Raw genomic sequence first — 12,908 nt, 5'->3', positions numbered from 1 at the left:
AGATCCTCGCCGTCGTTGGCCAACACCAGCGGTGGTGGAGTGCATGGACAGCGCGCGCAGGGAACTGTTGCGGCCGTACGTGGCCCAGTTCGCGCACCTGTTCGTCACCGAGCCGACAGGGGGCGAACCGCAGGCGATCGACCTGTCGACCACCGGTACCACGCGGATCACGCTGGTGGCGCTGGGAATTCTCGCGCTCGCCGGGTTCGCGTCGTGGCTCACCGCGACGCAGCTGGTGCGGCCGATCCGCGCGCTCACCGCCGCCACCAAGCGCACGGCCGAGGGTGATCGGACGGCACGGGTGGACGGCGGTGCGGGCGAGATCGGGGAGCTGGCCAAGTCGTTCAACGCGATGTCGGAGAAGCTCGCCGAGACCGAACGGCAGCGGCAGGCGATGGTCAGCGATGTCGCGCACGAACTGCGCACACCGTTGGGGAACATCACCGGCTGGCTGGAGGCGACGCAGGACGGGCTGGCAGAGCCGGACCCGCACCTGATCGACATGCTGCTGGAGGAATCCCTTCTGCTGCAACGACTCGTGGACGACCTGCACGACCTGGCACAGGCCGACGCCGGCACGCTCCGGTTGCATCCCGAACCGATAGCGCTCGACGACGTCGTGGACCAAGTCGTCAACGCCCAGCAGAACCGCGAGATCCTGTTGCGGGCGGAGACCGCGCCGGTGCACATCAGCGCGGACCCGGTGCGGCTGCGGCAGGCGCTCGGCAATCTCGTCGCGAACGCCGTCCGCTACACCCCGCCGGGGGGCGAGGTCGTCGTGAAGCTCTTCCAGGAACAGGACAACGCGATCCTCGAAGTCACCGACACGGGCACCGGCATCGCACCGGACGACCTGCCGCACGTGTTCGACAGGTTCTGGCGCGCGGACAAGTCCCGCAGCCGCCGCACGGGCGGCAGCGGGCTCGGGCTCGCGATCACGCGGCACCTGGTGGAGGCGCACGGCGGCACGGTGTCGGTGACGAGCACGCTCGGCGCGGGGTCGACGTTCCGGATCAGTCTGCCGCTGTGACCGAACTCAGACAGCAAGGCCGAGCAGGTCCACGTTGATCATCCCTGCAGCCTGGGCGCCCTGCGCAGCAGCGACGATCACGATGGCCGCCGGGTCCGTGACGTTGCCCGCCGCGTAGACGCCCGGCACGCTCGTGCGCCCCTTCGCGTCCGTGCGCACGAACGACCCGAACGGCGTTTCCTGGGTCTCGGCGCCCAACGCCAGCAGGAACTCGTCACGCGGCTTGACCGGCGCGGAGTAGACGAGCGCGTCAGCCGGCACGCGCTGCGAACCGGAGATCACCGCGACCAGCCGGTCGTCCTCCACCTCGATGCCGTCGACCGACGGGACGTGCGTGACGTCGCCAGACCACTGCCGGACCAGCGCCACCTTCATCTCCTCGCCGAACACGACGAGCTTCTGGTCGCGGACCTCGTAGCCGTGGCAGTACGGGCAGCCGAAGACGTCACGGCCCCAGCGGTCGCGCAGGTTGTCCGGCACCTCGTCGACCAGTCCGGTGGCGAACAGCAGGCGCTTCGCCGTGACGACGCGCCCGGACAGTTCCACGGAGAACCCGTCATCGAGGGGCTTCACGCCCCGGACCTCGTCGTTGACGATCTCTCCGCCGTAGCCCTCGACCTCGGCGCGACCGTGCTTGAGCAGGTCCAACGGCGAGAGTCCGTCGCGAGAGAGGTAGTTGTGCATGTGCGGGGCCGGCTTGTTGCGCGGCTCGGCACCGTCGACCACGAGCACGCTGCGGCGCGCCCTGGTCAGCATCAGAGCGGCGCTCAGTCCTGCCGCTCCCCCACCGATGATCACCACTTCGTAGTTCATGCTTCGAGGGTGCGGTCGACAGTCCAGATTTGGCAACGTATGTTGCCGTTATGGCAACAACCGTGGGGCAACGGCTCGCCACCTTGCGCGCCGAGCACGACCTGACGCTGGCGACGCTGTCCGAGATGACGGGCATCTCGAAGTCGACGCTGTCCCGGCTGGAGACCGACCAGCGCAAGCCGACGCTGGAGCTGCTGCTGCCGTTGTCGCGGACCTACAAGGTGTCGTTGGACGACCTGGTCGGAGCACCGGAGGTGGGCGATCCGCGCGTCACGATGAAGCCGCGCGAGCTCGACCACGGCCGCGTCGGCGTCCCGCTGACCAGGTCGATCGGGCCGCTGCAGGCGTGGAAGATGATCCTCTCCGACGCCGAGCTGCACGAGCCGCGCGTGCACGAGGGCTACGAGTGGTTCTACGTGCTGAGCGGGCGGATCCGGCTGCGGCTCGGCGACAAGGAGGTCGTGCTGCGAGCGGGCGAGGTGGCGGAGTTCGACTGCCGCCAGCCGCATGCGCTGTGCAGCGCGGACGGCCGTCCCGCTGAGATCATCAGCCTGTTCGGCAAGCAGGGAGAACGCATCCACACCCGCGCGGCGCCGCCCAACAGGTCATAGTGGAGGCATGTGCCGAAACATCCGGGTGCTCCACAACTTCGAACCGCCGGCGACCCCTGACGAGGTGCAGGCCGCGGCGCTGCAGTACGTGCGGAAGGTGAGCGGGGCGGCGAAACCGTCGACGGCGAACCAGGTCGCGTTCGACAAGGCGGTCGCGGCCGTGGCAGCGGCGACGCAGGAACTGCTCGACGCGCTGGTCACGACGGCGCCGCCGAAGGACCGGGAGATCGAGGCCGCAAAGGCGAAAGCCAGGGCCGCGGAACGCTACGGGCGTTAGTTGCGGGCGCGGGTGTCGAGGTACATGCAGATGAGCTTGGCCGCGATGCCCGCGGAGCCGACGATGAACGCCTGGTCAGGACCCAGCGTGACGGCGATGGCCCACAGCAGGAGGGCGATCAGGACGAGGATGACCGCCATCTGCACCGCGTGCGGCCAGTGGTCGGGGCGGACCAGCCACCTCGTCGGCTGCCGCGGCTGCGGAACCTCTACGTCACCCGCGCTATCGGGTGAACGCTCCGCTTTGACCGCCATCGTGCTCCCTCGCCGTGATTCCTCCTGATGAACCCATTCTCCTGAGTTGATCTTCTACGGAGGGTGACTCCTGCCTGTCGTGCGGTGAGCGTTGCGTGAGCGTCGGCGAACGGCAGACGAACGGTCATCCGCGTGATCAGTTGCCGATCGGTCACAGTCCGTTTACCGATTGAGGCCCAGACCACCACTTTGAGTGGTGCTCAGTGGGGCAGTCGTTCAACGCTACGTAGTCGTTACACCGTTTGGAGCAGCGCCGATATTGTCAGACCCCTCGGATAACGTCAGGTGAAGAGAGCGGTACGAGGGGAGAAAGCGTTGCCGGACAACAACGTCAGCGTCACCGCACTGTCGTTCACCGAGTACGTCATGAGCGGCCAGCGTGGACGCATCAACATCGTGTCGGAACAGCGGGGGATGTACCTGACCGACGACCCGAAGGTGTGCGGGTTCTACAACCCGATCCGCGACGCCATGCGACGAGCGGTCAACTCGACCGAGCCCGAACTGGAGCTGAAGAAGGCGGTCATGAACGCCAACCGGACGGGGCAGCCGCGGGCGTTCGAGGAGATCGCCGACGGGTTCCTGCCCTGGCTGGCGTCGTTCAAGGCGACCGGGGTGCCGGTGGACCCAGCCACCTACCGCGCCGGTGAGCTGACCTTGAAGGTTCGTCCGCACCTGGGGTTGCGCAAGAAGGACGGGTCGACCTACGCGGTGCTCGTGCACACCAAGGAGGTGCCGCTGACCAGGGAGGCGGCGAACGTCGGCCTGCGGATCCTGCAGCACACCATCTCCGACACGCTGCCGGACGCCACGCCGTTGATGCTCGACGTGCGCCGCGGCAAGGCCTACCAGATGCCCGTGCGGACGAACCTCGGGAAGCTGGACGTGCTGATCGCGGCCGAGGCCATGGGGTACGTGACCCATTGGAAGCTGTCCGGCCTGTTCGAGTCGGTGCGAGCCGTCTAGAGCAGCGGTCGACGCGGCCCGCCTGGGGGGGTCGGGCCGCGGTCGTCCGCCGGATCGCCGGTTTCTACTGTTTACTCGTTCAGGACACAGCCCGCGTCGTCCGCCGGATCGGCGCCCCGGCGCCTCGTGGGATCGCCGGTTGCTACTGCCTACTCGTTCAGGACACAGTCGAAGGCATGAGCACGACAGGACTGGGTTTCAGCGGCGAGGTGGCCGACTACTACGCGAAGTTCCGCCCCGGCTATCCACCGCTGGTCATCGACGCGTTGGTCCAGAGGCTCGGGCTCACCTCCGGACACCGGGTGCTCGACCTCGGCTGCGGTACCGGCCAGCTCGCCGTGCCGCTGTCGAAGCACGTCGAGCGCGTGCTCGCGGTCGACCCGGAACCGGACATGCTCGCGCGGGCGCCGAGGCTGCCGAACGTCGAGTGGCGCATCGGGTCGGACGCGGACGTACCGAGCCTCGGCCGGTTCGACGCGGTCGTGGTCGGGCAGGCGCTGCACTGGATGGACCACGAACGGCTGTTCCGCGAGGCGGACACGGCGAAGTTCGCGATCATCGCGAACGGGACGCCGCTGTGGCGCCAGCACCCGGCGATCCGGAAGGTGCTGGAAGAGTGGTTCGGCCGCCCGATGACCGCCGGCTGCGGGACCGATGCCGTTGCGCGCCAACGGTATGCGACCGCACTGCAGGCAGCCGGGTACACGCCGCACGAGTGGACGGTCGGCTACACCCACGAGCACACGATCGAAGAGCTGGCAGGCAGCCTGTTCTCCGCGATGTCGCCGGAGACCCTGCCGTCACCGCAGGATCGTCCGCTGTTCCGGGAGGAACTCCGCAAGGCGTTGTGTGCCGACACCTACACCGAGCCGATCACCGTGACCGTGATCAGCACGCCTTGAGCATGGAAGCCAGCGCGTCGTGCTCGGCCTGGTCGGCCGTGAGCTTGTAGGTGATCTTCACCGAGATCCAGTGCTGGGCGTAGGTGCACCAGTACGACTCGACCGGCGGCTTCCACTTGGCCGGATCCTGGTCCCCCTTGCCGCGGTTGCTCTTCGCGGTCACCGCGATGAGCTGGATGCCACCGAGGTCGTTGGCGAACGCCTTGCGCTCGTCGTCGGTCCACTTGTCCGCGCCGGAACGCCACGCTTCTGCCAGCGGCACCATGTGGTCGATGTCGACCTCACCGGCGTCTTTGATCACCACGTTGTCGTAAGGGCTGTTCCAGGTACCGGAAACGGCCTTGCAGTCCTTGTCCGACTTCACGTCGGCGCCCTGGCGCTGCAGCACGATCTCCCTGGTGTCACAGGAGTTTCCCTGCGAGGCCCAGTGCGGGAAGCGGTCGCGGCTGTAGCCGGCCATCTTGGCCTCTGGCGCGATCTTCACCGCGCCGAGATCGGACGAACCGGCAGGGGCTGACCCGGTGGGCGCCGGCGCGGTGGGCGGATTCTCCTTGGAGGACTGGAGGTTCGTCACGTACCAGCCCACCGCCACGAGCAGCACGAAGACCACCAGTGACGTCACCGCCGCTCGATTCATGCGCCCATGATCAGGCATGCTGATCACGGGCCGGTCACCCGGCCCGCCATCAGCGTGTCGCGCGGTGCTCGGCTACTGGGGACGCGAGGTCAGGTACCCGCCCATGTTCTTGAAGTACTCGTGCGCCTTGAGCTCGGTACCATCGGCGGTACGAACCTTCTTGACCAGCAACGCCTTGCTGCGTCCCCGCCGGGCCTCTGCCCCCGCGACGATCGCCACGCCGTCGCCCTCGCGGTAGAAGATCCGGCCGGGAGTGCCGCCGTAGACCTCGGAAGACACGTCCGCCTCGATGATCTCCAGGCGCTGGCCGCGGTGGAAGCAGAACGCGCTCGGGTACGGCGCACACTGCGCGCGCACCAGGCGGTCGAGCTCCTCGGCGGTCCACGAGAAGTCGATCCGCAGGTCCTCCTCCGCGCGCTTGTGGAAGAACGAGGCCTGTGAACGGTCCTGCTTCACGAAGTCGGTGCGGCCGGAGGCGATCTCGGCGAGGCCGTCGACGGTGATCGGGCCGAAGAGCTCGAGGGTCTTGGAGAACAGGTCCGCCGTCGTGTCGCGCGGGCCGACCGGGACCGAGCGCTGCAGCACGATGTCGCCGGCGTCGAGGGTGTCGTCCATCATGTGCGCCGTCACGCCGACTTCCTTCTCGTCGTTGAGAACGCCCAGATCAACGGCGAGAAGCCCGCGTACTTCGGCAGAAGCGAGTCGTGCACGTTCAACGTGCCGTGCTTGGGCAGCGCGAAGACCTGCGGCGGGATCCAGGTCCGCCAGTTGCAGGCGACGATCACGTCGGGGTCAGCGGCCTTGAGCTTGTCGATCAGCTCCTGGTCCTCCGGGCGTTCGCGGACGACGACCTCGACGCCGTGCTCGCGTGCCAGGTCCTCGACGGAATCGCTCCAAACCTTCTCGTACGCGCCCTCACCCTTGGGGTGGGTCACCACCAGGACGACCTCGTGCTCGGACGCCAAAAGTGCCTGCAGGGTGCGGTGACCCCAGGTCTGGAACCCGAACATGACGACCCTCATGGGGGTGCCCTCCTTCACTCCGGTGCGATACGGTCAGGCTAACCTAACTGACGGCTTGCCAAGGTAGCTTAGGCTTCCCTAAGTTAGGTGCTCATGCATCCGATCTACGACATCGTCGGCATCGGGTTCGGTCCCTCGAACCTGGCGCTCGCCATCGCTCTGACCGAGCACAACGAGCAGGCCGAAACCCCTGTCACCGCGGTGTTCCTGGAACGTCAGCAGACGTTCGGCTGGCATCGGGGCATGCTGCTCGACGACGCCACCATGCAGGTCTCGTTCCTCAAGGACCTGGTCACCATGAGGAACCCGACCAGCGGCTTCTCGTTCCTCTGCTACCTCAAGGACCGCGGCCGGCTCGTCGACTTCGTCAACCACAAGAACCTGTTCCCGTTGCGCGTCGAGTTCCACGACTACTTCGAGTGGGCCGCGGCGCAGGTCGACGACCTGGTCGCCTACAACACCGAAGCCGTTGGCGTGGAAGCGATCCAGGACGACCTGTTCGAGGTGACGACGGCCACTGGTGACGTGTACCACGCACGCAACCTGGTCTTCGCCACCGGGCTGCGCCCGACCGTGCCGGAGGGCATCGCGCTGTCGGACCGCGTGTGGCACAACAGCCAGTTCCTGCACCGCGTCGGCGAGCTGCGGGACCCGAAGCGCTGCGTCGTCGTGGGCGCCGGCCAGAGCGCCGCTGAGGCCGTGGCGTACCTGCACCGCGAGTTCCCCGGCGCCGAGGTGTGCTCGGTGTTCTCCCGCTACGGCTACAGCCCCGCGGACGACAGCTCGTTCGCGAACCGGATCTTCGACCCCGAGGCCGTCGACCACTACTACGACGCACCGGACGCCGTGAAGCAGCGGCTGATGGACTACCACCGCAACACCAACTACTCGGTGGTGGACGTCGACCTCATCGCGCAGCTCTACCTCACCGCGTACCAGGAGAAGGTCCTCGGCACAGAACGCCTGAAGATGATGAACATGACCCGGCTCGTCGCGGTCGAGGAGTCCGCGGACGGTGCCCGTGCGGTGATCCAGTCGCTCGTCACCGGCGAGCAGGAGTTCGTCGACACCGATCTCGTGCTGCTCGCGACCGGCTACGACGAGGCCGCGCCCGTCCTCGGTTCGCTCGACGAGACCTGCGCACGTGACGATGCGGGCCGTCTGGTCGTGGGACGCGACTACCGCGTGCAGACCTCGTTGCGCGGCGGCATCTACCTGCAGGGTGGCACCGAGCACTCGCACGGCATCACGTCGTCGCTCCTGTCCAACGTCGCGGTGCGTTCGGGTGAGATCCTGGAGTCCGTGCTGACCAACACTCCTGTGCCGGTCCTCGCGACCGCGTGAAACTCGACCTGAAGCTGACGGGCTGCCGGGCCATCACGATGGACCCGGCACGTCCCGCCGCGCACACGATCGGCATCTGGCAGGGCCGTATCGCCGGGCTGGACGAGCAGGTCGCGGACCTGCCGGCCACCGAGACCACAGACCTCGGCAACGCCGTGGTGCTGCCCGGTTTCATCGACGCCCACACGCATCTCGCGTGGAACGGCCGCCAGCGCCGGACCATCGACGTGACAGGGCTGACCACCGTGGCCCAGGTGCTGGAACGGGTGGCAGGCGCGCCGGGCGAGGGCTGGATCGAGGCGTCCGGCTACGACCGGCGGATCATGGACCGGCCGCTCACCGCCGCCGATCTCGACCTCGTCACCGGCGAACGCCCCTTCTATCTGGCGGACATCTCCGGGCACGCCTGCGTGGTGAACTCCGCGGTGCTCAAACAGCTTCCTGGCATCACCAGCGACGGCTGGCTGACCGAGAACGAGCAGCTGGCCGCGCGGACGTTGCGGCTGCCGTACTCGATCGAGGAGATCGTCGCCGAGCTGCACGAGAGCGCACGGCAGGTGCTTTCCGAGGGCGTGACGATGTGCGCGGAGGCGGGCATCGGTGCCGGGCTCATCGCGAGCAGCCCGCTGGAAGCCGCGGCCTACCAACGCGCACAGCTGCCGATCCGCGTGCAGCTCATGGTGTCCGCGCACGTGCTGCACTCCGTCGACGCCGATCCCGCGGACGGGATCACGCGGGCGATCGACCTCGGCCTGCGCACCGGGTTCGGCGACGACATGCTGTCGCTCGGCGGGCTCAAGCTCTGGACCGACGGCGGCATGATCGCGCGCACGGCCGCGTTGTCCGAGCCCTACGCCGGAAGCGAGAACACCGGCCAGCTCGCCGACACCGAGGAGTTCATGCTGGCGGCGATCATCGACGGCCACCACGCCGGGTGGCAGCTCGCGATCCACGCGATCGGCGACCGCGCGATCGACTTCACGCTGGACGCGGTGGCGGAAGCACAACGGCAACGTCCGCGCGCGGACGCCAGGCACCGGATCGAGCACTGCGGTCTCGTCCGGCCGGAGCAGCTCGAACGGATCGCGGCCCTTGGGCTGATTCCCGTTGTCCAGCCGACGTTCCTGTGGTCCTACGGCGACGACTACAGCGAGATCATGGGCCCGAAACGGGCGCCCTGGATGTACCGCGGGCGGTCGTTCCTCGACCACGGGATCACCGTCGCGGGCAGCTCGGACCGGCCGGTCGCGGACGGGGCTCCCTTGCGCGCCATCGAGTTCATGGTGCGGCGCCGGTCATCCGGTGGCCGGGAGGTCGGGCCGGACGAGGCGATCACCGTCGAGGAGGCGATCCGCGCGTACACGCTCGGCAGCGCCTACGCGTGCCGCAAGGAGCACGTGCTGGGCAGCCTCACACCAGGCAAGCTCGCGGACCTCGTCGTGCTCGGCGACGACCCGCGCACCAGCGACGCGATCGCGGAGATCCCCGTGCTGGCCACCATGGTCGGTGGGAACCTCATGCCTCAGCGATCTTCTTGATCGCGGCGAGCCTGCGGTCCCACTGGGAAGCGAGCGAGGCCATCCAGGCGGCTGTGGCGTCCAGCGCGCCGGACCGGACGGAGAAGTTGTTCTCGCGTCCGGCGCGAACGGAGCCCACCAGCTCGGCCTTCTCCAGCACGGCCAGATGCTTCATGATCGCCTGCCGGCTCACCGGCAGCTCGGTCGCGAGCGCCGACGCCGAGATCGGCCCCTTCGCGGCCACGAGATCGAGCACCCGGCGCCGCATCGGATCAGCGAGCGCGGCCAGCACATCGTCGACCTGACTCACTTCTCCAGGTACTCCCGCAGCTCGTCGAGTTCGTGGCCCCAGCCGTCGACGTTCCCCGAGGCATAGCGCTCCTGGTCCTCCGACGGCAGGTCGAGCTGCGTGAACCCGCTCTCCACGACCTGCAGCAACGTGCCGCCGTCCTTCGGCGTGAGCGTGAACTCGACCAGCGTCGCATTGCCGGGCACCGGGTCAGGCCCGAGCGGGCCCGACCAGCGCCACGAGAAGAACGACTCGGGCTCGACCTTCTCGATGATCGCACGGCCGGTGCCGTGCTCTGCCCACGTCAGCGTGACCTCGCCACCGGGCTCGAGCCTGGACACCGTCGCACCCGCGTCGCCGAACCAGGTGCCGAGATGCTCGGCCGAGGTCAGCGCGTTCCAGACGCGCTGCTGCGACGCGTTGATCAGCACATCGCGTTCGATCCGGTCCACGTCCACCTCCTCCTGCAACCCGACGGTTGCAGAAAGACTACTGCAGGTGGAACGTGGCGGCCAGCGTGGTGAGCCTGTCCGTAATCTCCGCGTGAACGTTCGCGCGGCGAACCCAGTTCTGACAGCCCGACGACGCCGACGGCGGCGTGCCGAGCGGCGTGACCGCGTCCGTGACCCCGTACTCCAGCCGGTACGCGAGCACCGCGATCGCCGACTCCAGCCAGAACGACGGGTCCGGCGTGGGAATCTCGCCGAGCCCGACGCGGAACCACACGGGCATGCGCGCGTACTGGCTGAGCGCCTCCGAGATCCGCCGCGCGGCCGCGTCTTTGATCTCGCCCCGAGCCTTGTCCCCCGCGAGCACGGCCTCGGTGCGCCACTCCTCACCGGTGGCGTCCTCGTCGGCCTCCAGCCGTTCGGCCGCCCGCTTCGCGCTCGCCTCGTTCGCGTTGATCAGCCACTCCATCTGGCGGACCTCGTGCGAAAGCGCGTCACGTTCGAACCGCGGCACCCTGCCACCGTCCAGCTTGGACCGTGCCTCGTCGCGACGAGCCTTGAGCCCGTCGAACTCGAGCACCTCCTGACGCAGCGCGACCCTCGCGGGGTCGGCGAGGAGCTCCTGCTCGGCGTCCCACGCCTTGCGCAGCGCCTCGACCAGCGGCGCGACCTCGCCCGCCACCGCGTCGAGATCGGCCAGCGGTCCGTCACCGGCACCGGACAGCCTGCGTTCCAGGACCGTCAATCTCGCCGTGACGCGCTCGAGCTCCGCCGCGAGCTGACCGACATGACTGATCAGTGTGGCGACCTGCGGCTCGACAACGTCAAGCCGTTCCTTCTCCGTGGGCACCCGACCAGCGAACCGGACACCACGGACCCCGCCAAGCGGGTGACCGACGATTGCACGCATTAGGGGACGGTTTTCCGCCCAGCCGTGGCAACGGCCCCTCACCAAACGTCACCAGGCTGGGTGAACTGCGGCAAAACGAGGTATTACTAGTAGATGGCGACCTCAGTTACTGAGACCGAGCGCAAGTACGAGGCACCATCGGACGCGAGTCTGCCGGACCTCACAGAGATCACCGGTGTCGCGACCGGCCCGGAAGAGTTCGACCTGGAAGCCACGTACTTCGACACCGACGACTACCGCCTGGCGCGCGCCGGCGTGACGCTGCGCCGCCGAGTGGGCGGCGACGACGAGGGCTGGCACCTGAAACTCCCGGCAGGCGAAGACTCCCGCCAGGAAGTGCGCGTCCCACTGGGCCGCGCGGTGAAGCAACCACCGAAGGACCTCTCCTCCCTGGTCCGCGCCCACACCCGAGGCTCAGGCCTGGGCCCGATCGCCGAAATCCGCACCAACCGCCGCCGCTGGCAACTCACCAACGGCAACGGCGAACTGCTGGCCGAGGTGGTCGACGACGTCGTGACCGCCCAGACCATGGGGTCCTCGACCACCACCACGTCGTGGCGCGAGATCGAGGTCGAACTGGGCGAAAGCGGCGACCGCAAACTCCTCGACACCGTGGAACAGCACCTCGGCGAGGCGGGCATCCACCCGTCGTCGTCCAAGTCGAAGCTGTCACAGGTGATCGGCGTGAAGCGCGACGCCATCCCCACCATCGGCAAGAAGTCGACGGCAGGCGAAGTAGTCCTCGCCTACCTCCACGAACAGCGCGCGGCGTTGCAAAACCAGGACCCACGCGTCCGCCGCAACGAGCACGACGCCGTCCACCAGATGCGAGTGGCAACCCGCCGCATGCGTTCCGCCCTCCAAGCCTTCGGCAAAATCGTCGACCGCGACTCAACCCGCGAACTGACCGACGAACTCAAGTGGCTGGCAGGAGAACTCGGCACCGCACGAGACCTGGAAGTGCTCAGGGCACGCTTCGAGGACGGCCTGCACGCGCTACCTCCCGAGGTAGTCCTGGGCGACGTGGCCGCACGCCTGACGCGACACTTCGCACCACTGGAAGCCAAGGCGCACAAGGACTCCGTAGCCGCACTGAACGGCCAGCGATACTTCACCCTGCTCAACGCGATCGACACCCTGCTAGCCGCTCCCCCACTGACAAAGCTGGCGTCCGGCAAGGCGAAGGACGTACTGCCCAAGCTCGTGGAAAAGGCACGGCACCGCCTGGACCTCCGAGTAGAAGCGGCTCTCGGCGCCAGGGACAACGACGAACCGCTGCACGAGGCCCGCAAGGCCGCCAAACGACTCCGCTACAGCGCAGAAGTAACCGAACCAGCACTCGGCAAGCACGCCAAGACGCTGCGCAAGCGCGCCAAGGACGTCCAAACACTCCTCGGCGAACACCAGGACTCGGTGGTGGCCCGCCCCGTACTGCTGGAGCTGGGACGCGGCGACGAGAACGGCTTCACCTTCGGCCTGCTCTACGGCAAGGAAGTGGAGCTGGCCCACAAAACGGAGGCGGACCTCCCCACCCTGTGGCGCAAGCTGAGCAAGGAACACCTCTAGCCCCACCACCACCAACGCACTCCAGCGCCACCGCCAACGACTATCTCGCGACGCCGGAGGCGAGCGGCGATAGCGAAGCCGAGCAGCTCTTCACAAAGCCAGCAGGTGGGGTGGTCCCGTCACGAGTCGCAGGCGAAGCCCTGCCGCGCTCGGGATCTGGGGTCAAGTCGACACGCTTTTCGTCGACTTGACCCCAGATCCCGAGTGTGGCTGCCTCTGGTGTGGGGTTGTCCCCGTTTGCCGGACACGTGGTTTTCACGCGGCGTGGGCCGTGCGTGTTTCGGCGGGGGTCCGGTGACCGTTTGTCGAATGTAGACGGTC

Annotated in this window: 15 protein-coding genes and 1 pseudogene; 8 read left to right on the top strand and 8 right to left on the bottom strand. The window is 67.9% G+C overall.

The genetic code is table 11. From position 1 onward, the window contains the following. The first annotated feature begins 43 nt into the window (after window positions 1–43). Window positions 44–1,030 (top strand): sensor histidine kinase, encoded by a 987-nt coding sequence (locus FXN61_RS50835; protein ID WP_223165565.1) that lies wholly within the window; start codon window positions 44–46, stop codon window positions 1,028–1,030. A 6-nt stretch (window positions 1,031–1,036) separates the two neighbouring features. Here FXN61_RS50835 and FXN61_RS23845 read toward each other — a convergent pair whose 3' ends face one another. Further along, window positions 1,037–1,843, bottom strand: a complete 807-nt coding sequence (locus FXN61_RS23845; protein WP_167976269.1) for an NAD(P)/FAD-dependent oxidoreductase — start codon at window positions 1,841–1,843, stop codon at window positions 1,037–1,039. Window positions 1,844–1,893: 50 nt separating this feature from the next. Between FXN61_RS23845 and FXN61_RS23840 the strand changes: the two genes are divergently transcribed. Both FXN61_RS23840 and FXN61_RS23835 read left to right on the top strand, forming a co-directional pair. Next, the gene (locus FXN61_RS23840; protein ID WP_167976268.1) at window positions 1,894–2,454 is read left to right on the top strand and encodes a helix-turn-helix domain-containing protein; all 561 of its coding nucleotides are present in this window, start codon (window positions 1,894–1,896) and stop codon (window positions 2,452–2,454) included. A 7-nt stretch (window positions 2,455–2,461) separates the two neighbouring features. Then, window positions 2,462–2,731, top strand: coding sequence for a DUF2277 domain-containing protein (locus FXN61_RS23835; protein ID WP_167976267.1), 270 nt, complete (start codon window positions 2,462–2,464; stop codon window positions 2,729–2,731). Here the strand turns inward: FXN61_RS23835 and FXN61_RS23830 are convergent. After that, window positions 2,728–2,985 (bottom strand): hypothetical protein, encoded by a 258-nt coding sequence (locus tag FXN61_RS23830; RefSeq protein ID WP_167976266.1) that lies wholly within the window; start codon window positions 2,983–2,985, stop codon window positions 2,728–2,730. The genes FXN61_RS23835 and FXN61_RS23830 overlap by 4 nt on opposite strands. Window positions 2,986–3,270: 285 nt before the next feature. On the opposite strand from FXN61_RS23830, the gene FXN61_RS23825 reads away from it, so the two are divergent. Then, window positions 3,271–3,951 carry a hypothetical protein gene (locus FXN61_RS23825; RefSeq protein WP_312877950.1) on the top strand — a complete coding sequence of 227 codons (681 nt, stop codon included), beginning with the start codon at window positions 3,271–3,273 and terminating at the stop codon, window positions 3,949–3,951. A gap of 176 nt (window positions 3,952–4,127) precedes the next feature. Continuing rightward, window positions 4,128–4,853: a class I SAM-dependent methyltransferase gene (locus tag FXN61_RS23820; RefSeq protein ID WP_167976265.1), complete on the top strand. Its 726-nt coding sequence runs from the start codon at window positions 4,128–4,130 to the stop codon at window positions 4,851–4,853. Here the strand turns inward: FXN61_RS23820 and FXN61_RS23815 are convergent. From FXN61_RS23815 to FXN61_RS52540, 3 genes and pseudogenes are all read right to left on the bottom strand, one after another. Continuing rightward, on the bottom strand, window positions 4,840–5,490 hold the full coding sequence (locus tag FXN61_RS23815) for an HNH endonuclease family protein (protein ID WP_167976264.1): 651 nt from the start codon (window positions 5,488–5,490) through the stop codon (window positions 4,840–4,842). The genes FXN61_RS23820 and FXN61_RS23815 overlap by 14 nt on opposite strands. Before the next feature lie 72 nt (window positions 5,491–5,562). Continuing rightward, a complete protein-coding gene (locus FXN61_RS52545; protein ID WP_312877952.1) occupies window positions 5,563–5,847 on the bottom strand; it encodes a hypothetical protein in 285 nt (94 codons plus the stop codon). Between the two features lie 219 nt (window positions 5,848–6,066). Further along, a pseudogene (locus FXN61_RS52540) lies at window positions 6,067–6,500 on the bottom strand (methionyl-tRNA formyltransferase); the annotation flags it as partial. Window positions 6,501–6,605: 105 nt separating this feature from the next. Here FXN61_RS52540 and FXN61_RS23805 point away from each other — a divergent pair. After that, window positions 6,606–7,856 carry a lysine N(6)-hydroxylase/L-ornithine N(5)-oxygenase family protein gene (locus FXN61_RS23805; protein WP_167976285.1) on the top strand — a complete coding sequence of 417 codons (1,251 nt, stop codon included), beginning with the start codon at window positions 6,606–6,608 and terminating at the stop codon, window positions 7,854–7,856. After that, a complete protein-coding gene (locus FXN61_RS23800; protein ID WP_312877949.1) occupies window positions 7,853–9,394 on the top strand; it encodes an amidohydrolase in 1,542 nt (513 codons plus the stop codon). The genes FXN61_RS23805 and FXN61_RS23800 overlap by 4 nt, the downstream gene beginning before the upstream one ends. Here FXN61_RS23800 and FXN61_RS23795 read toward each other — a convergent pair. From FXN61_RS23795 to FXN61_RS23785, 3 genes are read right to left on the bottom strand one after another with little or no spacing between them, the layout of a single operon-like run. Beyond that, complete coding sequence (locus FXN61_RS23795) at window positions 9,372–9,683, bottom strand: ArsR/SmtB family transcription factor (protein WP_167976263.1); 312 nt, start codon at window positions 9,681–9,683, stop codon at window positions 9,372–9,374. The two genes, FXN61_RS23800 and FXN61_RS23795, sit on opposite strands and share 23 nt — an antisense overlap. Beyond that, window positions 9,680–10,114, bottom strand: a complete 435-nt coding sequence (locus tag FXN61_RS23790) for an SRPBCC family protein (RefSeq protein WP_223165564.1) — start codon at window positions 10,112–10,114, stop codon at window positions 9,680–9,682. The genes FXN61_RS23795 and FXN61_RS23790 overlap by 4 nt, the downstream gene beginning before the upstream one ends. 37 nt (window positions 10,115–10,151) lie before the next feature. Continuing rightward, entirely contained in the window at window positions 10,152–10,961 is an 810-nt protein-coding gene (locus FXN61_RS23785; protein ID WP_167976261.1) for a hypothetical protein, read from the bottom strand. Window positions 10,962–11,114: 153 nt separating this feature from the next. On the opposite strand from FXN61_RS23785, the gene FXN61_RS23780 reads away from it, so the two are divergent. Then, the gene (locus tag FXN61_RS23780; protein WP_167976260.1) at window positions 11,115–12,587 is read left to right on the top strand and encodes a CYTH and CHAD domain-containing protein; all 1,473 of its coding nucleotides are present in this window, start codon (window positions 11,115–11,117) and stop codon (window positions 12,585–12,587) included. Window positions 12,588–12,908 lie beyond the last annotated feature (321 nt).

Origin of the sequence: Lentzea indica (genome assembly GCF_012184385.1) — a bacterium.
Lineage (GTDB): Bacteria > Actinomycetota > Actinomycetes > Mycobacteriales > Pseudonocardiaceae > Lentzea > Lentzea indica.
This window is presented reverse-complemented; position numbering and strand designations above follow the sequence as displayed.

Coding starts and splice junctions, on each gene's coding strand:
- FXN61_RS23845 (WP_167976269.1), bottom strand. CDS start 1,843: ATGAACTACGAAGTGGTGATCATCGGTGGGGGAGCGGCAGGACTGAGC.
- FXN61_RS23835 (WP_167976267.1), top strand. CDS start 2,462: ATGTGCCGAAACATCCGGGTGCTCCACAACTTCGAACCGCCGGCGACC.
- FXN61_RS23840 (WP_167976268.1), top strand. CDS start 1,894: ATGGCAACAACCGTGGGGCAACGGCTCGCCACCTTGCGCGCCGAGCAC.
- FXN61_RS23805 (WP_167976285.1), top strand. CDS start 6,606: ATGCATCCGATCTACGACATCGTCGGCATCGGGTTCGGTCCCTCGAAC.
- FXN61_RS23830 (WP_167976266.1), bottom strand. CDS start 2,985: ATGGCGGTCAAAGCGGAGCGTTCACCCGATAGCGCGGGTGACGTAGAG.
- FXN61_RS23820 (WP_167976265.1), top strand. CDS start 4,128: ATGAGCACGACAGGACTGGGTTTCAGCGGCGAGGTGGCCGACTACTAC.
- FXN61_RS23780 (WP_167976260.1), top strand. CDS start 11,115: ATGGCGACCTCAGTTACTGAGACCGAGCGCAAGTACGAGGCACCATCG.
- FXN61_RS23815 (WP_167976264.1), bottom strand. CDS start 5,490: ATGAATCGAGCGGCGGTGACGTCACTGGTGGTCTTCGTGCTGCTCGTG.
- FXN61_RS50835 (WP_223165565.1), top strand. CDS start 44: ATGGACAGCGCGCGCAGGGAACTGTTGCGGCCGTACGTGGCCCAGTTC.